A 25580-nucleotide genomic window follows, 5' to 3' on the forward strand; every position below is an offset into this window, starting at 1 on the left:
CCAAAAGGTAAGAAGGAATTATATTTGCCTTTTGCCTTTTGCCTTTTGCCTTGTAAAGTAAAAAAGCAAAAGAAAAAAATTATGTTTTGAGTTTTACCTTTGGCATGAGGGCATTATTGCCTTGTGATGGTGTGTGTGTGGTCGTGAAGAGGAATCATAAGTAAAATGCGTTTATCTCCCGTATTGCTGGCAGTAGTAGCAATTGCAGCCCCTTTGGGCGGTTCATTGAGTGCAAATGCAGAAACCGCCAACAGTTCAAAACAGACAACAGAAGTTTTGACACCAGAAACTAATCAGCAGCCAGAAAAGGACACTGGTCAGGGTGACTCTAGTAAAATTATAGAATCTCGGCCTAATTCCACAGGGGTTATGGAGGCGGATAAATCGCGCATTGTCGCAGTTTACCCTGCCAATCCAGCAGCGATGCCTGCGGCGGGCTACGCCTACGCGGCACCAGAAGTAATAGTGCCAATCTCCACAACGTCAACAACGGCACAAACCTCTCAAATAGATCCTAGCCCTACTCAACAGCCGTCTCCGTCTCCAGACATTCCACCGCCAGAAATTCAACAACCAACGCCTTCTCCAACTCTTGAGACTACTCCAGTCCCAGAAAATGTCAATCCACCAACAACGGAACCTTTATTACCTACAACTCCCGAACCATCTACCGCTCCTGATCTTCCATTGCCCGATGGTCAACAACGAACACCTGCCCCAAGCCCAGGCGCTACTCCCAGTCCCCAGAATGTTAACCCGCCGACAACTCCGGGAGACACTCAACCCAACGCAGCCCCAGAAGCCAATGACCCCCGCGTACTGGTATCGGAAGTAGTAGTTAGATCGCAAGCTGGGCAACTACCACCAGAATTGGAAGACCAAGTTTACAGAGTAATTCGTACCCAACCAGGGCGAACGACAACCCGCAGCCAACTGCAAGAAGATATTAACGCCATCTTTGGTACTGGCTTCTTCTCCAATGTTCAAGCAGCGCCAGAAGATACCCCTTTGGGAGTGCGGGTGAGCTTTGTTGTACAGCCTAACCCCGTCCTGAGCAAAGTTGAAGTGCAAGCCAATCCTGGCACTGGTGTTGCCTCCGTACTCCCAGCTAATACAGTGGATGAAGTATTTCGGGAGCAGTATGGCAAAATCCTCAACTTGCGTGACTTACAAGAAGGCATCAAACAGTTAAACAAACGGTATCAAGACCAAGGTTATGTGCTAGCTAACGTGATTGGAGCACCACAAGTCTCTGAAAACGGAGTTGTTACCTTACAAGTAGCAGAAGGTGTAGTAGAAAACATTAGAGTCCGATTCCGCAATAAAGATGGTCAAGAGACAGACGAGAAGGGACAACCGATTCGGGGACGCACACAGGATTACATCATTACACGAGAATTGGAGTTGAAGCCAGGACAAATATTCAATCGCAACACAGTACAAAAAGACCTACAGCGCGTGTATGGACTGGGACTGTTTGAAGATGTGAATGTGTCCCTTGACCCTGGTACTGACCCTAGCAAAGTGGATGTAGTAGTCAATGTAGCTGAACGCAGCAGTGGTTCGATTGCAGCTGGGGCAGGGATTAGTTCTGCTAGCGGACTTTTCGGAACAGTTAGCTATCAACAGCAAAACCTGAACGGTAGGAACCAAAAACTGGGAGCGGAAGTACAAGTGGGAGAACGGGAACTGCTGTTTGACGTGCGGTTTACAGACCCCTGGATTGCGGGAGATCCTTACCGGACTTCCTACACAACCAATCTTTTTCGCCGGAGTTCCATTTCGTTGATCTTTGATGGCAAAGATCAAGATATTAGGACATTTCAAGAGGGGCAAACAGATGAAGGCGATCGCCCCCGCATTCTCCGTCTAGGTGGCGGTGTTACCTTTACCCGTCCCCTTTCCGCTAATCCTTACCAAAGTTCAGTATGGACAGCCTCAGCCGGTTTCCAGTATCAAAGAGTTTCCGCCCGTGATGCCGATGGTAACCTCAGAAGAACAGGAGCGGTTTTTGACGATAATGGGAACCGCACCAGCGGCGAAATTCCACTTAGCTTCTCTGGTTCAGGTGAAGACGATTTAGTGCTATTGCAATTAGGTGCACAGCGCGATCTCCGTAATAACCCTTTGCAACCCACTAGCGGTTCTTATCTCCGCTTTGGTGTAGATCAGTCGGTGCCTATAGGACAAGGCAACATTTTACTTACCAGATTGCGGGGTAGCTACAGCCAATATTTACCCGTCCAATTGATTAGCCTCAGCAAAGGCGCACAAACCTTAGCATTTAATCTGCAAGCAGGAACCATCCTCGGTGACTTGCCACCCTACGAAGCCTTTACCATTGGTGGTAGTAACTCCGTTCGCGGTTATGAAGAAGGAGCATTAGGTAGTGGACGCTCTTATGTGCAAGCATCAGTTGAGTATCGGTTCCCAGTTTTTTCAGTAGTCAGCGGCGCACTATTTTTTGATATTGGCAGTGACCTGGGAACTAGTACCCAGGCAGCTGAAGTGCTCAATAAGAACGGAAGTGGCTACGGCTATGGTCTCGGTGTTCGCGTGCAGTCTCCATTGGGGCCAATTCGTATTGACTACGGTATCAACGATGACGGTGATAGCCGGATTAATTTCGGTATTGGCGAAAGATTTTAATTTGTCATTAGTCATTAGTCATTGGTCATTGGTGAATAACAAAGGACTAATGACAATTCTCTTTTCCTAATTAGCTTGCTAATTTTTACATTTACCTCAATACTGTTCCGATAAAGGGTTTAATGACATTTTTAGGGGAATATCAGGGATTCTACCAAAACAGACGATGAACAATACTAAACGACATATATTGACTTTTCGGCTATGCAACAGCACACTATAGCAGCCGAAATCATCCAAGTAGGGGTGGGACTGCATAGCGGTGTGAGTACCCAGGTGCGGATACTACCAGCGGAGGCGGGAAGTGGACGCTACTTTGTGCGGGTGGATTTACCGGATTTGCCGATCATTCCAGCCCAAGTTGGGGCAGTTAGTCACACTGTTCTTTCAACTCAGTTGGGTAAGGCTGAGATATCTGTTCGCACAGTAGAGCATTTATTGGCAGCACTTTCGGGTATGGGTGTGGATAATGCCCGGATTGAAATTGATGGTCCAGAAGTCCCCCTTTTAGATGGTTCAGCAAGTGTCTGGACAGCCAATATTGCCCAAGTTGGCTTAGTATCACAACCCGTTAACAACCAAGCCCCCTTGGTTGTTATAGAACCAATATGGGTCTATCAAGGGGATGCATTTGTATGTGCCCTCCCAGCACCAGAAACCCGCTTTAGTTATGGTATTGATTTTGACCTGCCTGCCATTGGTAATCAATGGCACAGTTGGTCACTAACCGCTGAAGTAGGAAAAGCTTCTGCTAGCTTTGCTGGGGAAATTGCTCCTGCCCGTACTTTTGGGTTATTGCATCAAATTGAACACTTACAAAAAACAGGGTTAATAAAAGGTGGCAGCTTAGATAATGCACTCGTTTGTGGACCAGAAGGCTGGCTAAATCCACCATTGAGATTTGCAAATGAGCCAGTCCGTCATAAAATCTTGGATTTAGTAGGAGATTTAAGTTTACTAGGAACTTTTCCTCGTGCTCATTTCTTGGCGTATAAAGCTAGTCACAATTTACACATTCAACTAGCTCAAAGAATTTTAGATTTGGGATTTTAGATTTTGGATTAGAACTAAAGCTTAAAATCTAGGATTATCAAGGCTTTGGATATACGCCTGCCTATTTAACTTTAAAATGAAAAATCAACTACACGGCCAATGTCAATCCTCACTGAAGTGAATACCATCGATACAACTACATCTACCGAACCACAGGCTATAAATGAGACTACAATCAGTTCTGAGATTAAAACAACTTTCACATCTGAAGAAATTCAGAAATTGTTACCCCACCGCTACCCATTTTTACTTGTAGACAAAATAATTGACTACGTTCCAGGTGAAAAAGCTGTTGGTGTCAAAAATGTCACTATCAACGAACCCCATTTTCAGGGGCATTTCCCTGAACGCCCACTGATGCCGGGGGTGCTAATTGTCGAGGCAATGGCACAAGTTGGTGGCATTGTGCTAACTCAAATGTCTTCGGTAGAAGGCGGGCTGTTCGTCTTCGCTGGTATCGATAAAGTTCGTTTTCGCCGCCAGGTTGTACCGGGGGATCAACTAGTCATGACAGTGGAACTGTTATGGGTAAAACAACGTCGTTTCGGTAAGATGCAAGGTCGTGCCGAAGTTGACGGTCAACTTGCTTGTGAAGGGGAATTAATGTTTTCCCTAGTTAACTAAAAGTTTGCTTTCGTGGTATGGCATAGCCGTGAAATGCCCATACTGAATCCTGAAAAGGATAACAGTTAAAAAAATCCACAACAGCATCTGATAATTTCTTGATTTTCGACGCCCTCTTTACGAAACGCACTCGCAAACACACTTAACTTGCTTTGCCCGACACTTTCGTTCACTGAAATACTTCACGCTCTACCAGTCGCCTCGATAGGATGGCAGTCTGTACAACTCTCTTAAGCAGAGTAACACCCTGCCTCAGAAACCTACCTGGCGCTGACTTATCAAGACAGTTCTGGAGATTCACCCTTGAAAACGCTAATTCATCCAACTGCTGTAATTCATCCAAAATCGGAACTCCACCATACAGTGCAAGTCGGTGCCTATGCTGTGATTGGAGCGCATGTCAAAGTGGGCCCTGAAACAATAATCGGCGCTCATGCAGTGCTAGAGGGGCCTTGTGAAATTGGGGCGCAAAATCAGATTTTTACAGGTGCAGCCATCGGCATGGAACCCCAGGATCTCAAGTTTGTAGGAGAACCAACCTGGGTCAAAATTGGTGATAATAACTTGATTCGTGAGTACGTTACTATTAACCGCGCTACTGGTGCTGGTGAAGCAACGGTGATTGGCGATGGTAACTTACTAATGGCTTATGTCCATGTGGCTCATAACTGTGTGATTGAAGACCAAGTAGTGATTGCTAACTCTGTAGCGTTGGCAGGTCATGTCCATATAGAATCACGCGCTAGGCTGAGTGGGGTTTTAGGTGTCCATCAATTTGTGCATATCGGTAGACACGCAATGGTAGGAGGTATGGCACGTATTGACCGGGATGTGGCTCCGTATATGCTCGTGGAGGGAAATCCAGCGCGGGTGCGAACCCTCAACCTTGTCGGACTCAAACGGTCTGGTATGGACTCAGCAAATTTGCAAACGCTCAAAAAAGCCTTCCGTATTCTCTACCGTTCTGATTTGTCCTTTAAGGATTCTTTGGAACAACTGGAAATGTTAGGGGATAGCGAAGACTTGCAACATCTGCGCCGCTTCCTGCTACTTTCTCAGATGCCAGGAAGGCGTGGCTTGATTCCTGGTAAGGGGAAAAAGGGCGCGAGTGATGAATCGTGAGATGTGAATTAGTAGTTAGGAGTTATGAGTTAGGAGTTATCAATTGAATTTTTAACTCCTAACTCTTAACTACTCACTCCTAACTATTCATTCCTAACTCCTCACTCCTAATTTTTACTAATTACTAATTATCAAATGCGGATATTTATCAGCACTGGCGAAGTATCTGGCGATTTACAAGGATCGCTGCTAATTACAGCGCTGAAGCGTCAAGCTGTGGCAATTGGGTTGGACTTAGAGATTGTGGCGCTGGGTGGCGAAAAAATGGTAGAGGCTGGGGCAATACTGCTGGGCAATACCAGTAGTATTGGCTCAATGGGTATTTTAGAAGGGCTACCTTATGTTTTACCAACTCTCCAGGTGCAACGACAAGCGATCGCTTCCCTAAAACAAAATCCACCGGATTTAGTGGTGCTGATCGATTATATGACTCCCAATCTGGAAATTGGGACTTATATGAAACGGCAGTTACCAGATGTACCTGTAGTGTATTACATTGCTCCCCAAGAGTGGGCTTGGTCATTAAGTTTGCGTAGAACTAACCGGATTGTTGGTTTTACAGACAAACTGTTGGCAATTTTTCCACAGGAAGCCCGTTATTTCCGCGAGCAAGGGGCAAAAGTTAGTTGGGTAGGGCATCCTTTGGTTGACCGAATGCAAGATGCTCCCAGTCGCCAAGCAGCCCGTGCAATGCTGAGAATTGCACCAGAACAAATTGCGATCGCACTCCTCCCCGCTTCTCGCCGCCAAGAACTAAAATATCTTTTACCAATTATTTTTCAAGCCGCCCAAACTATTCAAGCTAAATTACCTGAAGTTCATTTCTGGATACCCCTATCGCTGGAAGCCTATAGACAGCCAATTGAGGAGGCTATTGAGAGTTATGGTTTGCGGGCTACAGTCCTATCCGGTCAACAAAAGGAAGTTTTTGCTGCGGCTGATTTAGCCATTAGCAAATCTGGTACTGTCAACCTCGAGCTTGCTCTGTTGAATGTGCCGCAAGTTGTAGTTTACCGCCTGAGTCGCTTGACTGCTTGGATAGCTCGTAAGATCCTCAAAGGTTCTATAGCCTTTGCATCGCCACCCAATTTAGTAGTGATGAAGTCGATTGTGCCAGAATTTTTACAAGAGCAAGCCACACCAGAGAATATTATCCAAGCAGCGATGGAACTGCTACTCAATCCCAGTCGCAGAGAGCAAACTCTAGCAGATTATCAGGAAATGCGGCAAAGTTTAGGAGAAATTGGCGTGTGCGATCGCGCTGCTCAAGAAATTTTGCAAATGCGACCAAATAATTCGTAGTTCGTAATTCGTAATTCGTAATTAAAAATAGAGAATCAATCAGTTTATTTATGAGTAAAATTAAGTGCGAACTACCTATTATCTGCCGAAACCCGTATTTATCCATAGGGTAATTACGAATTACGAATTACGAATTACGAATTAGAAATTACGAATTAGATTGGGGTGTCATGGCTCATGAGATGAAAAAACCAAGAGCGATCGCAGTTGATTTGTTTGCTGGCGCGGGCGGTATGACTCTTGGCTTTGAGCAAGCTGGTTTTGATGTGCTGGCATCTGTGGAAATCGACCCTATCCACTGTGCAACACATGAGTTTAACTTCCCTTATTGCTCAGTGTTATGTAAAAGTGTTGTGGATACAACTGGGGAAGAAATTAGGAATCGGTCTAAGATTGGCGATCGCGAAATTGATGTGGTAATTTGTGGCTCACCATGTCAAGGATTTTCTTTAATCGGTAAACGGGCTGTTGATGATCCCCGAAATTCTTTGGTATTTCACTTTCATCGGCTAGTTTTTGAGCTAAAACCGAAATTTTTTGTGATGGAAAATGTCCGGGGGATAACGGTTGGTGAACATAAACAAATCCTCCAAAGCTTAATTAGCGAATTTAAAATCTACGGCTATAAAGTAGAAGAAAATTACCAAATTCTCAACGCTGCAAATTATGGAGTACCACAGTCCCGTGAGAGATTATTTCTTATAGGTGCAAGGGAGGATGTAGAGTTACCGAAATACCCTCAACCAATTACTAAACAAGCATTACCAAATAATTTAAATTCTAAAAAAAAATCTGATATTCCATTAAGTCCTACAGTATGGGATGCAATTAGAGATTTACCAGAAATAGAAAAATATCCTGAGTTACTAACAAGAGATTGGGTTGTAGCAGAATACGAAAAACCTAGCAGCTATGCTTTTATACTTCGTGGTATGAAATGCCTAAAGGATGATTATTCTTACAAACGTGAATATGATTTGCGAATACTTTCGTCAAGTCTAAGAACAAAACATTCTGCGGAAACTATTCAACGTTTTCAGGAGACTCAACAAGGCGAGAGAGAAAAAATTAGTCGTTTTTATAAGCTGCATCCTACTGGTGTCTGTAATACTTTAAGAGCCGGAACAGACAAATACAGAGGTTCTTTCACGTCTCCTAGACCGATTCATCCGATTACGCCCCGCTGCATCACAGTCAGGGAAGCGGCGAGATTGCACTCTTACCCAGATTGGTTTAGATTTCATGTAACCAAATGGCACGGATTTCGACAAGTCGGTAACTCTGTACCACCTCTACTAGCAAAGGCTGTGGCGTCAGAAATTATTCGCAGTTTGAATATTTCGCCTTTTAAGCCGAGTTTCCGATACAAGTTGGGAGAGGAGAAGCTATTACAATTTAATATGTCGCAAGCGGCACAATATTATCAGTGTGACTAGTAAGAATACACTTTGTAATATGTGCAAGGTTGGGCTAAGTCCAAGCACGGAAAAATGTACTATCTTCCCAGATGTTAGCAGTCGCCAGTGCGATCGCTGTTAATTCTTCCTTTTTAAGAGGCACAAAAGCCCGCGCTATCTTGACATTATTCTCTAATTGTGAAATCGTCTCCGCCGCAATTACACAACAATGAACTCCAGGCTGAGACATTGTGTAACCTAAAGCTTGCTCCATACCTGTCAACCCACCTGATTTAAACAGGCGACCATAAGCCGGGACTTTCATCGCAATCACACCGACATTTTTTTCTTGAGCAACTGGTAGAACTACCGGGATAAATGGACGTGGGTGGTGTTTGTCGGCGGCATTCACAGGAATCAGTGTAGTGTGGAAAGGATAGCGACGTAACCCTTCGGCAATGACTTGAGGGTCGTGATGTCCGGTAATACCTGCGAACCGCACCAATTTTTGTTGTATGGCTTCTTCTAAAGCTTTAATTGCACCAGATGCACTAAAGATGGTGTCGAGTTCTTCAGAAAAAGAGACATGATGCAACTGCCACAAATCGAGATAATCTGTATTGAGACGTTTAAGCGATCGCTCTAATTCTCGCCATGCACCATCCCGATCTCTTTTATCAGTCTTGCTTGCTAGAAACAGTTTTGAGCGATGGGGTGGTAGCACTTTGCCTAAATAATCTTCACTGGGCCCATAACTAGCGGCTGTATCAAAATAGCGAATGCCAAGTTCTAGCGCTCTTTGAATAATTGCCACAGCATCACCCTCTTTTCCTTCCCAGGATAGCGGCGTTTGTCCTGCTCCTCCTAAACCAAAGATAGGGAGTTTTACTTCCGTGCGTCCGAGTAACCGTTCTGGCATAGCTGCTGGCGGTGTTGCGATGTTGATAGCATTTTGCTGTAAGGCATTAGTTGCCACAATACCGCTAGTCACAGCAATGCTGGTAATGAGGAAATTACGCCGCGTTTTTCCTTCTGTCATGATTGGCTTCGGGGGCGAAATTACTTTTATTCTAATATCTTAGCTAAGGAGAATTAATCTGAGAAAGCAAAATTACTGATAGATTAGGGACGCTCTGAAAGCGCCGATCGTTAGTTAGAAAAGTAGAACATTGAGCCAAAAGTGCTGTTGTTGCATGGATAGCATCTGGTAATTTAATGTTAATACTGGCACGCAGTTGAGCAGCTTCAATTAAAATCTGACGACTGACAGGAATTACTGTTAAATTCTGAGAATTGCTAATCAGTTGTTTGTAAGTTGTCTGTTGAGCTAAGTTCTGATTTTGGAAAGGTTTTACCAATACTTCAGCAAGTGATAATTCACTAGTTACTACACTCAAGTTACCTTGATCAATACTTTGGAATAACTCAGTTAAATCTTGGATGAATGCGGGATATCTTTCTACAGCATAGATCCAAATGTTGGTATCGAGGTAGATCCGTGTGCCTTGAATGGCATCTAGAATTCCCATGCATCTCGTTCTTGGCGAATAAACTTATCCACTTCTTCAGGCGTCGCAAAACTACCTTTAGCAGATCCGAGAAAGCTAGTTAGAGGTTTTTTAGAATGCTCTGGGGGTGACTCCAGAAGGACTATCACCTCGACAGTTGCACCTGCTGGAAGTTCTGGAGAACAGATTTCTACTATACCGCCAGGTTTGACAATCGCCTTTTGCCTGAGTCCATTAAGCATGATAGTTTATCCTCATTAGTGCCGGAATATCGCACTGCTTTTTCTAGTTTAACGCTGAGGTGCGATCGCTTTACTTATTACTAAGGGAATTTTTCTCAGCGTAGTTGAGATTTCTCTGATATTCTATAATTTTTTGTTGGGCTATTGCATAATTGGGACTAGAAGATGGTACGGCTTTCATAAGTGCGATCGCAGCTTCCCACTGACTCACAACTGTCTTCCACTCATCTGGAGATTTTGCTAGTTGGGTTATTTTGGCAGCACTCATTGCTTGATTAACAGCCTCTCGGAATGTATTAGGTTGAGGTGTGAGTATTGTTGTAAATGGAGTTGGCAATATAATTGGAGAAGCTGTAGAAATTGGTGATTTTTCTTTCAAATTTGGAGTTTTTGCTAATAAATTTATTCCGATGGCAACCACTACAAAGAGCATAAATATCAGCAGTTTTTTATTTAAGATTTTAGATATTTGATAATTATTTTTAGATAGTGATTCTATAGGCAAATTATGCTTTTTACCCTTTTTGATTTGGGTTAGACCCATGTCACCACGCAATCTGTCAATTTCTAAATCTGTGCGATCAGCACTGTAACTCTTAGGTTTAGTTTGAAAGTTTTGGAGTAAAATTTTTAGTTTAGGAATTAAACGTTTTATTACTAAGTGTTCTAATTGGTACAGATATGCGGCAGTGAACATCCAAATCATGAACCAACGTTGACTTACAAAATCATTGTTTTCAATACTGTAAAAAACTCCATTTGTTGCACGTCCTGTTAAATTTCCCGTACAACCATTAAAATATTCCGGTATTTTATTGTAAAAGTTGCAATTATAAAAAGCTAGTTCCGAAAAGATAGTTAGGATTAGCATAAAAGATAATCCCATAACTATTGTGCCATAGAAACCTGCCCATAAACTATTGAAAGTAGGTATCCATTTAGGTATTTTATTAAATGATTTAGACTTTTGCCAAATAAACCAGAAAATATGGTATATAAAGGCTAATAAAATCGTTGGTATTAATAAGCCGAATAAAATAGAAAATATTAATAATATAGGGCTTTTGCCAACAACTGATATAAATACTCCGGTCAATCCAAAGACTATTAAACGTGTGCCAGGAAAAGCTATGGGAACTAGAATAATTGCCCTAAACCAAGAACTAGGATAAGGAAACCAAACTGGCCATATTTGAGAGAATGTTTCGTATTTTCCCTGTTTAGCTAATTCTAAAATACTGGAATCTTTTTTAGTCTCCTCATTCTCAGGAGCCAAATCTAAATAATCTATCCAAGCTACTGAGGTTTGTCTTTTGCCTTTTCCAAAGATTTTTACGGACTTAATTGGCGTAGCTTCTAACTTTATTATTAGGTTACGAATAAAAGTGACTGATGATTCTTGCTCCGGTACTTGGACAGATTCTAGCATTACCTGTAAGCAGTTATCTTTCAAGACTACTTTTGCAGTAATATTTTTTGGTTTCAAAAGGTAATTTATCACTGATGCGATCGCTTGTACATCTCCCTGTTTAGCAAGTTCTAAAAGATTCAGCTGTGTCATAACCAATAAATCCGAAAAACTTAGAGAATATCTTCTATCTCAGGTTTCCCTATTCACAGGCAAAAGCAACATTTTACAAATCTTTGAAACCTTATATTGAAAATATACTTGGATTTATTATATTTATTGCAAAAATACCGCTTGTCTCTGCGTGAGTGCAATTAAATACTAGCGTTCCTTTGTAATCACAGAGCTACCATTAGTAATACTTACTTTTTGAATAAACACGTCGGTACAAGATGATAAAATATCAGTGCTGATTTGATTGGCAATAAATTCAAAATCTTGGTTTGTTAATCCCTGTGCAGTATCACCACTTAAATTAATACAAATAGTTAAAGTTTGAGGATTACTAGAAGACTGTTCATTATCTACTGCTTCTATTTCAGCTTCTCCTATGCCCAAATCAAACTCTTTACTCCAAGCTGGAAACTCTTTACCAGTTTGTTGTCCATAAACTTTCACTATTTCAACAGATGCAGCCCCTAAAGCTGTTAACCCTTTGCGGATAAATGGAACTAAAATTTGCTGATTTGGTACTTGGACAGATTCTAGCATTACCTCTAAACAAGCATCTTTAAAGGCAACTGTTGCAGTGATCCCTTTGGCGTGTAGGTGGCGGTTCATCAGAGATGCGATCGCCTGGGAATCTCCCTGTCTTGCAAGCTTTAGAATATTTGGCTGTGTCATAACCAGTAAAAGAAAAACTCTGGGAAAATAAACTTATATTCTCAGGATTCCCTCTTGACAGCCTTAAGTAACATTATGATGCAAGATATCAACTAAGCTGGGCTAAAATGTCTACTATAAAGATAGTCTTTCACGGACTTTTGCAAAAATTATATTTTCTCTGTTTTGAAATCAAAAACTAGTGTTTTTGTGCTTGCCAAATTAACAGGATTAATATTAATCAGTTTAATTCTAATTTTAAATATGAAGTTTTATCGAGATCATGCTTGGCCCTCGACGCTAGAAGAAGCCATAGTTATCCAAGAAAAGCTACGAGATCAAGTAATTACTGAGGATCAACTGCAAGAACCTATTCAGTACGTCGCTGGAGTGGATATGGGTTTTGAAGCTGATGGAACAATTAGCCGTGCAGCTGTCGCAGTACTGAGTTTTCCTGATTTGCAAATAATCGAGACAAGCCTAGCACACCGTCCTACAACCTTTCCTTATGTTCCTGGGTTCCTCTCATTTCGGGAAATTCCAGCTGTTCTCGATGCCCTGGAAAAGATTAAAACAACACCAAATATAATTCTGTGTGATGGTCAAGGAATTGCCCATCCCCGGAGATTAGGTATAGCTAGCCATTTGGGGTTACTTATAGATATGCCAACAATTGGTGTAGCCAAGTCTAGGTTGATAGGTAAGCATGAGGAATTGGCAGAAACCAAAGGCAGCACGCAACCACTGATATATAACGGTGAAACCATTGGGGTAGTTTTGCGATCGCGCACAGGAGTAAAACCTCTATACATCTCCAGTGGTCATCGAATTAGTTTACCGACAGCAATTGACTATGTATTACGCTGCACGCCAAAATATCGGTTGCCAGAAACTACACGCATTGCTGATAAATTAGCATCGGCAAAATAAAGCTTGTTGAAGTTTTTTCTAAATACTTGCTTGCGCCTACTCAATCATGTTAGGAATCGCACAGAAGGAAGTTGAAGTAGCTAAATACGATTTACGAAGTTAGAACAATGAACGCACTAACTTTACAGTGGCACGATGCAGGCCAAGATAAAACTCAGAACATTTACGAACAACAGCCAAGTCAAAATCATGGTACTGTCCGTATCGGTCGTGACCCCCTCCGGTGCGACATTGTTCTGAGTCACCCCACTGTCTCTGGTTTACACGTTGAAATATTTTTTCATCACCAGCAACAGCACTTTTATATCAGGAATTTGCGATCGCAAAATCCCCCCCTTATCGATGGACGGCAATTAGTCCAAGGTGAAATGCCTTTAACTCAGGGCACTAGTATCACTTTGGGACAAATAAAACTCAATGTTACTAGCGTTTCCACAGGTAGCATTCCAGCAACAATTTTGCTGCCACCCAATCCACCAGTACATATAGGATATCATCAGCATCCACCAATACCCCCCGCACCACCGCCAGGAGTTTATGGCTTAGAATGCCCCAAATGTCATAAAGTTTCCCCAGGAGAGAATCTACAAATTGGCTGTCATTGGTGTGGGACATCTTTAGCTGCGGCAGTAAGTGTTTTAGTAGCAAGGAATTAGAGGGTGGGGAGATGAGGAAGATGAGTGAGTATAATTAATAACTAATTTCCAATGCCCCAATACAGTTCAGATAAGACCAAAACACTTGTAGAGACGGCGATTTATCGCGTCTCGAAAACCCACAATTTTGTACACTTAGCCCTTAACTGAATCGTATTGCCCAATGCCCAATGACTAATGACCAATGACCAATGACTAATGACTTACAAATCCAATTGAGTTGGGATGATCCAGCGACGGGTGAACGGCGAGAACCAAGGTTGAATATGCCGATCGCTTTTGGTCGAGAATTCGCTCGTTTACCTGCTGAACTCAGGGGAGTGCGGGTTTCTAGGATGCTGCTTAACAGTAACGAAGTTTCTCGCTACCATGCCCTAATTGACTGGGAACAAGACCATCTGGTGGTGATTGACCAAGGCAGCGTTAACGGTGTGTATATCAACGGTCAACCACAAACGCGTAGTGTTCTGGCTAATGGTGATACGTTGCAAATTGGCCCCTATATGATAACGGTGACATTTGCTGCTAGCACCTCTGCACCAGATACCAGCCCCCCTTCAACGATTCATTTCAACGCAAATACCAATCACCCAGACCCCAGTTTGCCTGTAGTCCAGCCGCTAACGCCCGTGGCAAGTAATTTCCCGCCATTGGCATTTCAGGCTCAAAAGGTCTCTGTGCAAGCACTTCATGCTACAGGATTACCAGTAGATGAATCTGATTATCTTGCGATCGGGGCGGGACTGGGTAGCTTCGTTTGGGCTGATTTGCTGCGAATTAGTGGTGTGCGTGCTGACAAAATTGTGGCTTTGGGATTAGAGGCAGAGCCTTATGCTCGTTATAAGCGCCTGTGTCTGAATTCACAAATTCCCTTATATGAAAGACTGCGTTCTAATTCTGACTCTTGTCCTGATAATATTTGGGGCTGGCCTAGTTATGCCTTGCGTGAGGCTTGGCACGATTGCAGCAAGGGACAGATGAAATCAGCATTCAGGTATTTGTGGCAAGTGTTTGCTGAACCAACATTTGCAGAAACTTATACTCCCCGTGCGGGTAATGTCTTTGATTCCATAGATAGGGAAGCGAAACGTATTGCCTGGAATCAAATTTATCGCTATGGGCGAGTTAGGGGAATTCGCAAAACTGATGATGGCAGATATTGCATAGCCTATTCTCGCGGCCCCGGAAATTATGCTTTTTTAGTTAGTCGTTATTTACATTTAGCTACTGGATATCCAGCAATTCAGTTTCTCCCAGATTTGCAAGCTTATAGAGAAAAATATCAAGATTTTAAATCTGTAGTTAATGCTTATGAAGCCCATGATCATGTTTATGAGCAACTAGAGCAACATGGTGGTACGGTGTTGATTCGGGGGCGGGGAATTGTGGCTTCGCGGATTATTCAACGCATTTACGAAGCTAGAAAGCGAAATCGGAATATTGCAGTTTTGCATTTAATGCGATCGCCTAAACCTCAAGGCAACAAATTTCAAAATACCCAGCGCCTAGTCAAAAATCATTACGAATTTCAACCCTTTAACTGGCCGAAAGCCTGTTGGGGCGGCGAACTCCGGGCAATGTTAGAAAAAGCCACCCCCGATGAACGCAAACGTTTATTAGCAGACTGGGGTGGAACTACCACCGCCGACCGCCACGACTGGCAGCAAATTACTGCCCAAGGGATAAGCGAAGGCTGGTATCAAATTACCTTTGGTGAGGTTCTGGATGTGGAACGAGATGCCCAAAACCGGACTATTACACATATCAGAGAACAAAGCTTTGGGGAAATGAAATTGCTAGCTGATTTTATTGTTGATGCTACTGGACTGGATGCCAAAGTAGATGCCAATCCTCTAATAGCGGATTTGGTGAAACATTACAACCTCCCAGTGAATCACTTGGGGAGATTGACTGTAGCGAACAATTTTGAATTAGTAGAAATGCGTAGTGGGAACGGTCAAATGTATGCTGCTGGAGCTATTACTTTAGGTGGCCCTTATGCCGCCGTTGATAGTTTTTTGGGCTTGCAATATGCTGCATTAGTCGCCGTTGATGGACTCGCCGCCATCCGTGCACCTGGAGTTCATCATTTGAATACTATAAGTTCTTTTAGGCAGTGGTTGAAGTGGGTGTTAAATCAGTCACCTTAGCTTCAGAATGCAGGAGGCATAAGAAATACATTATTTACCTGACTGTTTTGAGTACCAAATCCCAAATTTGAGGTTCAAAGGCTCAACGTTCGAGTAAAAAGGTGCAACGTTTGAGTAAAAAGGTGCAACGTTCGAGTAAAAAGGCTCAACGTTCATGTTCAAAGGCTCAACGTTCGAGTAAAAAGGTGCAACGTTCGAGTAAAAAGGTGCAACGTTCGAGTAAAAAGGCTCGACGTTCATGTTCAAAGGCTCAACGTTCATGTTCAGAGGCTCAATGTTCAGGTTTAAAGGCTCAATGTTCAGGTTTAAAGGCTCAAGTCGCGATGTCTACGACGGGCTACGCCTACGCAGAATTTTTGTTCTCTGATATGGTGAATTCAATCGGCGGTTAGAAACCGCGTCTACACAGGCAAAACTCACGGAGGTGGGTTTCAACCCTTCAATTTTTCCTTAGTCCGCGCAGGCGGACTTTGTTTGTGTAGCCGCGAATTCCATTCGCCCTGACTCTAAATTGACTTTGGCAATTTGTGAACATACTTTAGGTTTAGATCATCCCCATACTAATGACGGTTCAGAGAAATTATGCAAGATTTTTAAGATAAGCATATCGCTAGCGATCGCCATCAATTGTAACTGCAAACAGCGATCGCTCCTTCTTCTCTCTTCCTTCTCTGCGAGACGCTGCGCGAACGCGCCCTTTGCGTCCTTTGCGGTTCGATTCTCATGCTCATTAGCAAAGGGCGATCGCTCATACATCTCTAAATTAAACTGAAACATATAGCGATCGCTTACTTATTTCAAATTCCAAACGCCAAATTTGAGGATAAATTTATGCGAACAGTACCAATCCAATTACCAGAAACAGTATTTTCAGCACTTCGTAAAAATCCTGAAGAATTTATCCAAGAAATGCGAATTGCCGCAGCAGTTAAATGGTATGAATTAGGTGACATTTCACAAGCCAAAGCAGCAGAGATTGCTGGACTAACTCGTGCTGAATTTATTAATGCATTATCACGCTACAAAGTAGATTTTATGCAATATACTGCCCAAGAGTTAGCCCAGGAACTGGCAAATGTCGATTAATCGTGTAATTATTAACTCCTCGCCTTTGATTGTTCTTTTGAAAAGTCAGCAAGCAGAATTAATTCCACAATTATTCACAAAAATTTTAGTTCCATCAGGTGTTTTTGAAGAAGTCACAACAAAAGATGATGTCGCATCAACACAATTACCCAGTATTTCTTGGATACAACCAGTAGAAGTTAATGCTATTGCTCCTGAAGTAGCAGCTTGGGATTTGGGAAAGGGAGAATCACAAGTATTGAGTTTGGCACTAAAAAATTCCGACTGTGCCGCTATTGTTGACGATAGGGCAGCACGGCGTTGTGGTCAAGCTTTAGGTATTAATACTATCGGAACCGGAGGCTTGCTGATATTAGCAAAAAGACGTGGAATAATCCCAAGCATATCTCCTGGAATTCAAGCTTTGCGTGACGCTGGTTTGTGGTTATCCGATACTTTGGTCAATTTACTGAAAACTTCAAGCAGGAGAATAGCGATCGCCATCAATTATAACTTCAAACTGCGATACCTTCTCTGCGAGACGCTACGCGAACGGTAAGCGTCTCATGCTAATACTTAAAAAAGTGCAACTCCAAATAGTCCGTCGTAGACATCGCATAGCCATTGTTGAGTACAAAACTCGAAATTTGAGGTTCAAAGGCTCAAATAACCATGCCTAACGGCAAGCCACTGCTTTTAAATGTTTTTATGCCAATGGTATTTCTACGCCAAAGAGGGGAGATTTCCAAATCGAGAGAAAGTAGAATTAAAAATAAAGTTCACAAGCTGTTTATGAAATGGGCTAATTTTCTAGCCAAAGAAGCTGCTAAGAATGGCTTATCTCTAGAGCAAACGGCAGCTTTTGCAAAGTATTTTAAGACTGAAAATTTAGGTAAAAGTGAAACTAAACTTGCCAGCGAATTAAACGTTGATGTTGCTGCTTTCAGAAAGTGGATTAGTGAGGTATATGACAAATTTGCCCAGAATTATCCTGAATTATCAACTTCCAACAGTCAGGACAAACTAGAAAAGTTACGAGCTTACCTGAGTGCAAAATATAATAGCGAATTAGATGTCCTCAAACCATTGGCGGCGATGAAATTATTAAAATCGCTGGTGGGAAAGGAACGACTGCAACAAGAACCTTGGGTTGCGAGAAGAATTTGTGAATTTTTAGGATATTTACCTTTAGCGTTAGAGTTAGTGGGAGGATATCTGGAGAAAATGCCAGAATTGTCTCTGAAAACACTGCTGAAGCGGCTAGAGAAGAAACGAGTGGAACATGAAACAGTAGTCAATGCTAACTCATTGATGCCTTGTGAATACGGTGTAGCTGAAGCTTTTGAATTAAATTGGGAACTGTTAGATGAAAATGCACAAAGCTTTGGCTGTTTGCTAAGTTTGTGTGCCTTAGCTGACATTCCCTTATCTGTTGAGATAATACAAGATGACAAAAAACAAGAACTCAATGAGAAAGCTATAGCCGATTTACTGGAATTACATTTACTACAACAGAAAAGTAAAGGAATTTATCGTCTAAATCCATTGATTCGACAACTTTTCCAAATGAAGTTGGATAAATCAAGTGAGGCGGATAAAGCAAAAACTAACTTTGCAGTGATGATGTTAGAGGTAGCAAAGCTAATTCCGCAACAGCCTAACCCTGAAGATATTCTCCACCTCACTCCACATATTCCACATATTACAGAAGTTGCAACCCATCTATTCCAGTATCTCAGTGATGAAAATCGAATTATTCTGTTTACCAAATTGGCCTGGTTTTATCAAACCCAAGGACTTTATCAGCAAGCAGAAACTTGGTTGCAGCAGTGTGTAGAACTGACTCAAAATCGTCTTGATTTAGAATATTCCTATGTGACTGCTAGTCTGAACAATTTAGCACGACTCTACGAATCTACAGGACGCTACAGCGAAGCTGAACCTTTGTATCAGCAAGCTTTAGAACTGAGTAAACGCCTGCTGGGAGATAACCATCTTGATGTCGCGACTAGCCTGAATAATTTAGCACAACTTTACGATTCTATGAGACGTTACAGCGAAGCCGAACCGCTGTATCAACAAGCTTTAGAGTTGAGAAAACGGCTACTGGGAGAAGAACATCCCGATGTTGCCACTACCCTGAGCTATTTAGCATTACTCTACGAATCTACAGGACGCTATAGCGAAGCCGAACCTTTGTATAAGCAAGCTTTAGAACTGTGGAAACACCTAGTGGGAGAAGAACATCCCCATGTTGCCACTACCCTGAATAATTTAGCAGCATTGTACTGTTATACAGGACGCTACAGCAAAGCCGAACCCTTGCTTAAAAAAGCTTTAGAACTGAGAAAACGCTTGCTGGGAGACAACCATCTTGATGTCGCCACTAGCCTGAACAATTTAGCACAACTCTATGAATCTACAAGACGCTACAGCAAAGCCGAACCCTTGTACAAGCAAGCTTTAGAACTGAGTCAACGCCTGCTGGGAGACAACCATCCCGATGTCGCTATTGGCCTTAACAATCTCGCAGCACTCTACCGTCATACAAGACGCTATAGGAAAGCCAAACCCTTGTTTGAGCAAGCTTTGAAAATTTGTGAACAAACTTTAGGTGTCAGTCATCCTACTACTATGACGATTCGGGCAAATTACGCCAGCTTTTTAAGAGAAACATATCATTAGCGATTGCCTCCGGCACGCTACACGAACGCTGGGCATAATTCGTAATTCGTAATTCGTAATTCGTAATTAGTTAAAAGAATATCCCCCTCTCCACCAACGAAGAAGGGGGGAAATTCTACTTACATCCTAAAGAATCGCGAGTATCTACACCAGTTTTAGAATTAACACCACTTGCCTTAACACAAAGTTTTTTCACTTGCGTCCCATCTAAAATTGCATTTGTAAAATCAGCATCGGTGACATTTACATCATCAAAAATAGAACGCAGCATCATTGCATCAGTCAACACAGCATCACTTAAATCAGCATCCTTAAACTTTGTTAGATAGGCTATGCCTTCACTAAAATCAGCACCATGCAGATTTACTCCCTCCAGTAGGGTACCGTTAAACACAGCACCACGTAAGTCAGCATTGCTAAAATTAGCATTCTCTAATTTGAGATTGGTAAACTCAGTGCCAACTAAACTTTGACCAGAGTAATCCTTGCCCTTGAGTTCATCATTACCTACAGAACGGGTAATACTGGAAGAACTTGCAGCTTGCGCCGATAGGGGAAACAAAAAAAGAACCATCGCTAAGACAAAGCTAGCTAAGAGTCGCCAATATTTCATAATGTCTTCTTAATAAATCTCAACACTTGCACCATTAACTATTAAAGCTTATGGAAGAGAACAAAGGAGATGAGGAAGCAGGGAGAATAACCAATGCCCCAATTCGATACACAAGACTGTAAAACCAGAAAGCATCTCGTAGGATGATATATGTTGAGGTGCGATCGCAAAATTACCTGTGGCTAATCAAGAAGACAACGCCCAATCTCTGGCGCGAACCCCTTTATATCAATTGGGTGTAGAACTCAGAGCACGCTTTACCAGCTTTGGCGGCTGGGAAATGCCTGTGCAATTTAGTGGCATTAGCCGCGAACACGACGCTGTAAGAAATACAGCTGGAATGTTCGATATTTCCCATATGGGCAAATTTACCCTCCAAGGTAAAAACCTGATTTCTCAACTCCAGCCTCTAGTACCTTCCGACTTGAGTCGTTTGCAACCCGGTCAAGCACAATACACAGTATTGTTAAATCCCCAAGCTGGAATTATTGACGATATCATTATCTATTACCAAGGTGAAGACGCTACTGGTATACAGAGGGCATTCATCATAGTCAATGCATCAACCTCTGGTAAAGACAAAGCATGGCTATTGCAACACCTTGACCTGGATAAAGTGCAATTCCAAGACCTTTCACCAGAAAAAGCTTTAATTGCTGTGCAAGGGCCAAAAGCAATTAAATATCTCCAGCCATTAGTGCAAGAAGACTTACAACCAATCAAAGCCTTCGGACATTTAGAAGCAACCCTACTAGGTAAACCTGCCTTCCTGGCCCGCACAGGTTACACCGGAGAAGATGGCTTTGAGGTGATGGTAGACCCAGATGTGGGGGTAGAATTGTGGCGAAGTCTCCATAAAGCTGGTGTTATCCCCTGTGGACTTGGTGCCAGAGACACCCTGCGCCTAGAAGCGGCAATGGCACTTTACGGACAAGATATCGATGACACCACCACACCCTTAGAAGCAGGTTTAGGGTGGCTAGTTCACTTAGATACCAAAGGCGATTTTATTGGTCGGGAAGTTTTAGCACAGCAAAAAACCGCTGGAGTTCAGCGCCGATTGGTGGCTTTGCAAACTCAAGGACGTAACATTGCCCGTCATGGCTATCAAGTGTTATCCGCAGGTAAAGTTGTAGGAGAAGTAACTAGTGGCACTCTGTCGCCTACACTTGGTTATCCCATTGCCTTAGGCTACGTTCCTACCCAACTAGCAACCGTCGGTCAACAGTTAGAAGTCGAAATTCGCGGCAAAGCTTACCCAGCAGTTGTAGTTAAACGTCCCTTTTATCGGTCAAAAAATCGTGTCGCCAACTGATAAGCGTCGAGGTTTTTGAGGAATAATGTGTTGTGAGTTACTCAATCTACAGTAAGGTTCATTACCAGATATGGCTTGGATGACTGTTGGGGCAATAATTTTTTTGACAAGGGAGAGGAAGTGATATGTCTTTTGAATATCCTCAAGATTTCAGATACTTGGATTCTCATGAATACGTGCGACTAGATGGCGAAATTGCCACCATTGGCATTACTGAGTTTGCCGTAAATGAATTGGGCGATATCGTCTTTTTGGAACTGCCAGAAATTGGCGATGCTCTTACCAGAGGAGAAAACTTTGGCACAATTGAATCAGTGAAAGCCGTTGAAGAACTGAATTCACCAGTAACAGGCACAGTTATAGAACGCAATGAAGCCTTAATTAATTCTCCCGAAGAAGTGTCAGAAGACCCCTACGGAGAAGGGTGGTTTTTGAAAGTGCGCGTCAATGACCCTGGTGAAGTTGAGGATGCGTTGACAGCAGATGAGTATCGGGCGCAAGTAGAAGGGGAGTAGGAAGTAGGGTCAGGGGGCAGGGGGCAGGGGGAAAACTGAAAATTCTTCTCCCTAATTCTCCCTGCTCCTTTGCCTTTTTTCTCTGCCTGCCTCAACCAAAAAGTTCCTTAACTGAACGGTATTGCCATCTCTCCTATCTCCCATTCCAACCGAAGATAATTCATGAAATTTAAATGAACTGAAAAGTTACACTTACTTCTCATGAGTATTTATTGCAAAATATGAAATAGTACCATCTGGAGAGTAATTTGTGGTATTAAACGCCCCTATTCTCAAGTCTAATGAGCAGCAAGTGCTGGACGAAAAAAGTCAAAAGTTAAGTAGTTTTGCGCCAAGACACATTGGCCCTAACTCCGACGATATCCAGCAAATGCTTAAGGTTTTGGGATTTCCCAGCCTGGATGCCTTAATTGACCAAACAGTTCCACAGACAATTCGGCTGAAGCAACCGCTAAAGTTACCAGAAGCAGAAAGTGAGTATGCAGCACTGACATCCTTAAAAAAAGTTGCTGCCAAAAATCAGGTTTTTCGCTCATACATTGGTATGGGATATTACGACAGTATTACCCCCCCTGTGATTGGGCGTAACATCCTAGAAAACCCCGGTTGGTATACTGCCTATACTCCTTATCAGCCAGAAATAGCTCAAGGGCGATTGGAAGCGCTGCTGAATTTTCAAACCTTAATTATCGATTTAACAGGTTTGGAAATCGCCAATGCCTCGTTACTTGATGAAGCCACAGCCGCCGCTGAAGCGATGAGCCTAAGCTATGGTATTTGTAAAAATCAAGCAAATGCCTATTTCGTCTCTCGTGACTGCCATCCCCAAACTATCGATGTGTTGCAAACACGTGCTCAACCATTAGGGATTAAGATCATTGTCGGCGATCATCAAACATTTGATTTTGATCAACCTATTTTTGGGGCTGTTCTGCAATACCCTGCAAGTGATGGCACTATTTACGACTACCGCGCTTTTATAGAAAAAGCCCATGCTAAGGGTGCATTGGTGACGGTAGCAGCAGATCTTTTAAGTTTAACTTTGCTCACCCCTCCAGGGGAATTTGGGGCTGATATTGCTGTCGGTAGCACTCAAAGATTCGGTATTCCCTTGGGATTTGGGGGACCTCATGCGGCATACTTTGCTACAAAGGAAGAGTATAAGCGGCTGGTTCCAGGGCGAATTGTGGGAGTATCAAAAGATGCCCAAGGTAAGCCTGCATTGCGTCTTGCCTTGCAAACCCGCGAACAGCACATCCGCCGCGAAAAGGCTACTAGTAATATTTGTACTGCACAGGTACTGCTGGCGGTAATGGCGAGTATGTATGCCGTATATCATGGCCCAGATGGACTGAAGCAAATTGCAGAGAATATCCACTCATTAACGGTGTTGCTGGCACAAGGGCTGAAGCGTTTAGGTTACAGCGTCGTTTCAGAATCTTTTTTTGATACGCTGCGAGTAGAACTGGGAACACGTAATTTAAAAGATATTCTAGAAGCCAGCGAACAGCTTCAAATTAACCTGCGGATTTTTGATGCAACTGCTGTTGGCATTTCCCTAAATGAAACAACTACACCAGAAGATTTAATCGACCTCTGGCAAATTTTCGCTGGTACAGATGATTTACCTTTTACCTTAGAAGAATTAACTTCTCCCTCTCTTCCTCATCTCCCCCTCTGCCGTACCAGTACATATCTCACCCACCCAGTTTTTAACCGCTATCACTCAGAAACTGAGTTGTTGCGCTATCTGCACAAGCTGGAAAGCAAGGACTTATCGCTAACGACATCAATGATTCCTTTGGGGTCATGCACAATGAAGTTGAATGCGACAGCTGAAATGATTCCGGTAACTTGGGAAGAATTTGGCAAGATTCATCCATTTGCTCCCTCGTCACAAACACAAGGTTATCAAATCTTGTTTGAGCAACTTGAGGAATGGTTGGCTGAAATTACTGGTTTTGCGGGAATTTCTCTACAACCAAATGCTGGTTCTCAGGGCGAATATGCAGGACTTTTAGTAATTCGTCAATATCACGAAAGTCGGGGTGAAGCACACCGCAACGTTTGTTTGATTCCCACCTCGGCACACGGCACAAACCCTGCGAGTGCGGTGATGTGCGGCATGAAGGTGGTGGCTGTTGCCTGTGATTCACAAGGTAATATTGACGTTGATGACCTGAAAGCTAAGGCAGAAAAACACAGTAATGAATTAGCCGCCTTAATGGTCACATATCCCTCAACTCACGGTGTCTTTGAGGAACCAATTCAGGAAATCTGTGCTGTTGTTCATAGTCACGGTGGACAAGTTTACATGGATGGGGCAAATATGAATGCCCAAGTAGGAATTTGCCGTCCTGGAGATATTGGTGCGGATGTCTGCCATTTAAACTTGCATAAAACCTTCTGTATTCCTCATGGTGGTGGTGGTCCTGGTATGGGGCCCATTGGTGTTGCATCTCATCTTGTGCCATTTTTGCCTGGACATACTGTTGTGAGGACTGGGGAGGAAATTTCTAATTCCCAACATATTGGTGCGGTTGCTGCTGCGCCTTGGGGTAGTGCTAGCATCTTAGTGATTTCTTGGATGTACATTGCGATGATGGGTGCAGATGGTTTAACCCAAGCAACTAAGGTGGCAATTCTCAACGCTAACTACATCGCTAAGAGACTGGAATCTTACTATCCGATTTTGTATCAGGGGAAAAATGGTCTAGTTGCCCATGAATGTATTTTAGATTTGCGATCGCTCAAAAAATCAGCTGCGATCGAAATCGATGATGTTGCCAAGCGTCTCATAGATTATGGTTTCCATGCACCGACTGTCTCCTGGCCTGTAGGGGGTACAATCATGGTGGAACCTACAGAAAGTGAATCTAAGCAAGAGTTGGATCGTTTCTGTGATGCGTTGATTTCTATTCGCCAAGAAATTGCCCAAATAGAAGTTGGCAAGGTGGATGTCCAAGATAATGTTTTGAAAAACGCACCCCACACTGCCGAAAGTCTCATTACCGGAGAATGGCAGCATCCTTATTCTCGTGAACAAGCTGCTTATCCTGCACCTTGGACTCGTGAACATAAATTCTGGCCGGCAGTTGGCCGCATTGATGCAGCCTTTGGCGATAGGAATTTTGTTTGCTCTTGTCTGCCAATGGATGCTTATTCGTAATACCTCAGCGCTAACCGCCTTTCTGCCTTTCTGTTTACAGAAAGGCGGCTAATATTTGAAGTCTCGGAATAATGGTATGGATTTTGTTTAGTCCCAAGACACAAGATGAAAGATTTCTTTATTAATACTAATTCTCCATGAAGATGCAGGTAATATTTATTAAACGAACTACAAAGGAAAAGATAACTTAAGTAATTATCCAGTGTGATTTTACAAAAAACTAGTATAATATTTTATAGCTGCTGATGTTTTTTACTTAGCTATGGAATTTAGTATATAACCTGAGTTCGGGATAAGGAAAGGGACAGGTAGTAAGCTGAAAATAACGTCAAATCCAGCACCTGTCCTATGTTTA

At 42.8% G+C, this 25580-nt stretch carries 22 protein-coding genes; 15 read left to right on the plus strand and 7 right to left on the minus strand.

The window, feature by feature from the left end:
- Nucleotides 1-165 precede the first annotated feature (165 nt).
- From ACEYW6_RS19420 to ACEYW6_RS19445, 6 genes are all read left to right on the plus strand, one after another.
- Complete coding sequence (locus tag ACEYW6_RS19420; protein WP_412981017.1) at nucleotides 166-2649, plus strand: BamA/TamA family outer membrane protein; 2484 nt, start codon at nucleotides 166-168, stop codon at nucleotides 2647-2649.
- Nucleotides 2650-2853: 204 nt separating this feature from the next.
- Nucleotides 2854-3702, plus strand: coding sequence for a UDP-3-O-acyl-N-acetylglucosamine deacetylase (gene lpxC / locus ACEYW6_RS19425; protein WP_412981018.1), 849 nt, complete (start codon nucleotides 2854-2856; stop codon nucleotides 3700-3702).
- A gap of 99 nt (nucleotides 3703-3801) precedes the next feature.
- On the plus strand, nucleotides 3802-4326 hold the full coding sequence (fabZ, locus tag ACEYW6_RS19430) for a 3-hydroxyacyl-ACP dehydratase FabZ (protein ID WP_196513129.1): 525 nt from the start codon (nucleotides 3802-3804) through the stop codon (nucleotides 4324-4326).
- A 303-nt stretch (nucleotides 4327-4629) separates the two neighbouring features.
- Complete coding sequence (lpxA, locus tag ACEYW6_RS19435; RefSeq protein WP_412981019.1) at nucleotides 4630-5448, plus strand: acyl-ACP--UDP-N-acetylglucosamine O-acyltransferase; 819 nt, start codon at nucleotides 4630-4632, stop codon at nucleotides 5446-5448.
- Between the two features lie 135 nt (nucleotides 5449-5583).
- Entirely contained in the window at nucleotides 5584-6750 is a 1167-nt protein-coding gene (gene lpxB, locus ACEYW6_RS19440) for a lipid-A-disaccharide synthase (RefSeq protein ID WP_412981020.1), read from the plus strand.
- A 182-nt stretch (nucleotides 6751-6932) separates the two neighbouring features.
- The gene (locus tag ACEYW6_RS19445) at nucleotides 6933-8186 is read left to right on the plus strand and encodes a DNA cytosine methyltransferase (RefSeq protein ID WP_412981021.1); all 1254 of its coding nucleotides are present in this window, start codon (nucleotides 6933-6935) and stop codon (nucleotides 8184-8186) included.
- A gap of 34 nt (nucleotides 8187-8220) precedes the next feature.
- Here ACEYW6_RS19445 and ACEYW6_RS19450 read toward each other — a convergent pair whose 3' ends face one another.
- The 5 genes from ACEYW6_RS19450 to ACEYW6_RS19470 form a co-directional block, all read right to left on the minus strand.
- Nucleotides 8221-9186: an aldo/keto reductase gene (locus tag ACEYW6_RS19450; RefSeq protein ID WP_412981022.1), complete on the minus strand. Its 966-nt coding sequence runs from the start codon at nucleotides 9184-9186 to the stop codon at nucleotides 8221-8223.
- 43 nt (nucleotides 9187-9229) lie between these two features.
- Complete coding sequence (locus tag ACEYW6_RS19455) at nucleotides 9230-9676, minus strand: type II toxin-antitoxin system VapC family toxin (protein WP_412981023.1); 447 nt, start codon at nucleotides 9674-9676, stop codon at nucleotides 9230-9232.
- Complete coding sequence (locus ACEYW6_RS19460; protein ID WP_412981024.1) at nucleotides 9664-9897, minus strand: hypothetical protein; 234 nt, start codon at nucleotides 9895-9897, stop codon at nucleotides 9664-9666. Before ACEYW6_RS19460 ends, ACEYW6_RS19455 begins: the two co-directional genes overlap by 13 nt.
- 70 nt (nucleotides 9898-9967) lie before the next feature.
- Nucleotides 9968-11458, minus strand: a complete 1491-nt coding sequence (locus ACEYW6_RS19465; RefSeq protein ID WP_412981025.1) for a hypothetical protein — start codon at nucleotides 11456-11458, stop codon at nucleotides 9968-9970.
- Between the two features lie 168 nt (nucleotides 11459-11626).
- Complete coding sequence (locus ACEYW6_RS19470; RefSeq protein ID WP_412981026.1) at nucleotides 11627-12148, minus strand: hypothetical protein; 522 nt, start codon at nucleotides 12146-12148, stop codon at nucleotides 11627-11629.
- 243 nt (nucleotides 12149-12391) lie between these two features.
- On the opposite strand from ACEYW6_RS19470, the gene nfi reads away from it, so the two are divergent.
- The 3 genes from nfi (at nucleotide 12392) to ACEYW6_RS19485 (ending at nucleotide 15863) form a co-directional block, all read left to right on the plus strand.
- The gene (nfi, locus tag ACEYW6_RS19475) at nucleotides 12392-13057 is read left to right on the plus strand and encodes a deoxyribonuclease V (protein ID WP_412981027.1); all 666 of its coding nucleotides are present in this window, start codon (nucleotides 12392-12394) and stop codon (nucleotides 13055-13057) included.
- 107 nt (nucleotides 13058-13164) lie between these two features.
- Nucleotides 13165-13713, plus strand: coding sequence for an FHA domain-containing protein (locus ACEYW6_RS19480; RefSeq protein ID WP_412981028.1), 549 nt, complete (start codon nucleotides 13165-13167; stop codon nucleotides 13711-13713).
- 191 nt (nucleotides 13714-13904) lie between these two features.
- The gene (locus ACEYW6_RS19485) at nucleotides 13905-15863 is read left to right on the plus strand and encodes an FHA domain-containing protein (protein WP_412981029.1); all 1959 of its coding nucleotides are present in this window, start codon (nucleotides 13905-13907) and stop codon (nucleotides 15861-15863) included.
- Between the two features lie 549 nt (nucleotides 15864-16412).
- Here ACEYW6_RS19485 and ACEYW6_RS19490 read toward each other — a convergent pair.
- Nucleotides 16413-16640 carry a hypothetical protein gene (locus tag ACEYW6_RS19490; protein WP_412981030.1) on the minus strand — a complete coding sequence of 76 codons (228 nt, stop codon included), beginning with the start codon at nucleotides 16638-16640 and terminating at the stop codon, nucleotides 16413-16415.
- 54 nt (nucleotides 16641-16694) lie between these two features.
- Here ACEYW6_RS19490 and ACEYW6_RS19495 point away from each other — a divergent pair, with 54 nt between their 5' ends.
- From ACEYW6_RS19495 to ACEYW6_RS19505, 3 genes are all read left to right on the plus strand, one after another.
- Nucleotides 16695-16949, plus strand: a complete 255-nt coding sequence (locus ACEYW6_RS19495) for a UPF0175 family protein (protein WP_069068941.1) — start codon at nucleotides 16695-16697, stop codon at nucleotides 16947-16949.
- The gene (locus tag ACEYW6_RS19500) at nucleotides 16939-17487 is read left to right on the plus strand and encodes a DUF3368 domain-containing protein (RefSeq protein ID WP_412981031.1); all 549 of its coding nucleotides are present in this window, start codon (nucleotides 16939-16941) and stop codon (nucleotides 17485-17487) included. Before ACEYW6_RS19495 ends, ACEYW6_RS19500 begins: the two co-directional genes overlap by 11 nt.
- A 233-nt stretch (nucleotides 17488-17720) precedes the next feature.
- Entirely contained in the window at nucleotides 17721-19613 is a 1893-nt protein-coding gene (locus ACEYW6_RS19505) for a tetratricopeptide repeat protein (protein ID WP_412981032.1), read from the plus strand.
- Between the two features lie 115 nt (nucleotides 19614-19728).
- On the opposite strand, the gene ACEYW6_RS19510 is transcribed toward ACEYW6_RS19505, so the two are convergent.
- Nucleotides 19729-20226: a pentapeptide repeat-containing protein gene (locus ACEYW6_RS19510; protein ID WP_412981033.1), complete on the minus strand. Its 498-nt coding sequence runs from the start codon at nucleotides 20224-20226 to the stop codon at nucleotides 19729-19731.
- A gap of 178 nt (nucleotides 20227-20404) precedes the next feature.
- Between ACEYW6_RS19510 and gcvT the strand changes: the two genes are divergently transcribed.
- From gcvT to gcvP, 3 genes are all read left to right on the plus strand, one after another.
- Nucleotides 20405-21541, plus strand: coding sequence for a glycine cleavage system aminomethyltransferase GcvT (gene gcvT, locus ACEYW6_RS19515; RefSeq protein WP_412981034.1), 1137 nt, complete (start codon nucleotides 20405-20407; stop codon nucleotides 21539-21541).
- Nucleotides 21542-21666: 125 nt separating this feature from the next.
- Nucleotides 21667-22056, plus strand: coding sequence for a glycine cleavage system protein GcvH (gene gcvH / locus ACEYW6_RS19520; RefSeq protein ID WP_190890731.1), 390 nt, complete (start codon nucleotides 21667-21669; stop codon nucleotides 22054-22056).
- 250 nt (nucleotides 22057-22306) lie between these two features.
- Nucleotides 22307-25225 carry an aminomethyl-transferring glycine dehydrogenase gene (gcvP, locus tag ACEYW6_RS19525; protein ID WP_412981035.1) on the plus strand — a complete coding sequence of 973 codons (2919 nt, stop codon included), beginning with the start codon at nucleotides 22307-22309 and terminating at the stop codon, nucleotides 25223-25225.
- Nucleotides 25226-25580: the final 355 nt, after the last annotated feature.

The sequence above is a fragment of the Nostoc sp. UIC 10607 genome (assembly GCF_047228265.1).
In the GTDB taxonomy this organism is placed as follows: domain Bacteria; phylum Cyanobacteriota; class Cyanobacteriia; order Cyanobacteriales; family Nostocaceae; genus Nostoc; species Nostoc foliaceum_A.

Excerpts from the sequence above, each read along its gene's own strand:
- ACEYW6_RS19420 (WP_412981017.1), top strand. The coding sequence starts at position 166 with ATGCGTTTATCTCCCGTATTGCTGGCAGTAGTAGCAATTGCAGCCCCT.
- lpxC (WP_412981018.1), top strand. The coding sequence starts at position 2,854 with ATGCAACAGCACACTATAGCAGCCGAAATCATCCAAGTAGGGGTGGGA.
- fabZ (WP_196513129.1), top strand. The coding sequence starts at position 3,802 with ATGTCAATCCTCACTGAAGTGAATACCATCGATACAACTACATCTACC.
- lpxB (WP_412981020.1), top strand. The coding sequence starts at position 5,584 with ATGCGGATATTTATCAGCACTGGCGAAGTATCTGGCGATTTACAAGGA.
- ACEYW6_RS19445 (WP_412981021.1), top strand. The coding sequence starts at position 6,933 with ATGAAAAAACCAAGAGCGATCGCAGTTGATTTGTTTGCTGGCGCGGGC.
- ACEYW6_RS19450 (WP_412981022.1), bottom strand. The coding sequence starts at position 9,186 with ATGACAGAAGGAAAAACGCGGCGTAATTTCCTCATTACCAGCATTGCT.
- ACEYW6_RS19455 (WP_412981023.1), bottom strand. The coding sequence starts at position 9,676 with ATGGGAATTCTAGATGCCATTCAAGGCACACGGATCTACCTCGATACC.
- ACEYW6_RS19460 (WP_412981024.1), bottom strand. The coding sequence starts at position 9,897 with ATGCTTAATGGACTCAGGCAAAAGGCGATTGTCAAACCTGGCGGTATA.
- ACEYW6_RS19465 (WP_412981025.1), bottom strand. The coding sequence starts at position 11,458 with ATGACACAGCTGAATCTTTTAGAACTTGCTAAACAGGGAGATGTACAA.
- ACEYW6_RS19470 (WP_412981026.1), bottom strand. The coding sequence starts at position 12,148 with ATGACACAGCCAAATATTCTAAAGCTTGCAAGACAGGGAGATTCCCAG.
- nfi (WP_412981027.1), top strand. The coding sequence starts at position 12,392 with ATGAAGTTTTATCGAGATCATGCTTGGCCCTCGACGCTAGAAGAAGCC.
- ACEYW6_RS19480 (WP_412981028.1), top strand. The coding sequence starts at position 13,165 with ATGAACGCACTAACTTTACAGTGGCACGATGCAGGCCAAGATAAAACT.
- ACEYW6_RS19485 (WP_412981029.1), top strand. The coding sequence starts at position 13,905 with ATGACTAATGACTTACAAATCCAATTGAGTTGGGATGATCCAGCGACG.
- ACEYW6_RS19490 (WP_412981030.1), bottom strand. The coding sequence starts at position 16,640 with ATGTTTCAGTTTAATTTAGAGATGTATGAGCGATCGCCCTTTGCTAAT.
- ACEYW6_RS19495 (WP_069068941.1), top strand. The coding sequence starts at position 16,695 with ATGCGAACAGTACCAATCCAATTACCAGAAACAGTATTTTCAGCACTT.
- ACEYW6_RS19500 (WP_412981031.1), top strand. The coding sequence starts at position 16,939 with ATGTCGATTAATCGTGTAATTATTAACTCCTCGCCTTTGATTGTTCTT.
- ACEYW6_RS19505 (WP_412981032.1), top strand. The coding sequence starts at position 17,721 with ATGAAATGGGCTAATTTTCTAGCCAAAGAAGCTGCTAAGAATGGCTTA.
- ACEYW6_RS19510 (WP_412981033.1), bottom strand. The coding sequence starts at position 20,226 with ATGAAATATTGGCGACTCTTAGCTAGCTTTGTCTTAGCGATGGTTCTT.
- gcvH (WP_190890731.1), top strand. The coding sequence starts at position 21,667 with ATGTCTTTTGAATATCCTCAAGATTTCAGATACTTGGATTCTCATGAA.